General features: G+C 77.9%; 1 protein-coding gene. It reads left to right on the top strand.

Translation table 11 applies throughout. From position 1 onward, the window contains the following. A partial coding sequence (locus tag C1631_RS25360; RefSeq protein WP_228441500.1) for a hypothetical protein occupies window positions 1-548 on the top strand: 548 nt, incomplete at both ends.

The raw sequence follows: 548 nt of genomic DNA, 5'->3' as shown, positions 1-548 counted from the left end.
CCCATGCTGGCAGCGGCCTGGCTTGGGCTGCCGCTGCCCTGGCGGCGATCCTCCTACCCGCGATCGCGGGTTTCGTCGCCGCGCCCGCCGCCACGGGTGGCGCCGTCGCGGCCCTGATGCTCGCCGGCGCCCTCGTGCTCTGGCCGGAGGCGGCCGAGCCCGCGAGCGCCCCCTTCTTCTTGCTCTGGTACGGCACGGACCATCCCGGTCTGCTGCTGGCGCTGGCGGCGGCCGGATCGCTCGCGGTCGCGGGTCTCGGCACGCTGCGGCTCCTGGGCGGCAGCCGCCTACCCTATGCCACCGCGCTGGCCTTCGCGGCGGGCGCGGCGGTGGCGCCCCTCGCGGCACTCGCCCTGGCCTATCTGCGAATTGCGGGCGGCGCGGTGGCGCCGGACTTCGCCGCCGCCGCAGGGGGGCTGGCCGCCGGATTCTGCGGTCTTGCCGTCCTATGCCGGCGGCAGGGCGACGCCACCCCCTCCCCGGCCCTCACGCTCGGGCTCGGCGCCTTCGCCGCGGCGGCGGTGGCGAGCCTGTGCCTCGGCCTCGTC

Origin of the sequence: Chryseobacterium phosphatilyticum (genome assembly GCF_002899825.2) — a bacterium.
GTDB classification, from domain to species: Bacteria; Bacteroidota; Bacteroidia; order Flavobacteriales; family Weeksellaceae; genus Chryseobacterium; species Chryseobacterium phosphatilyticum.
Note: the sequence above shows the minus strand (reverse complement) of the source record. Positions and strands in the feature narration are given on the sequence as shown.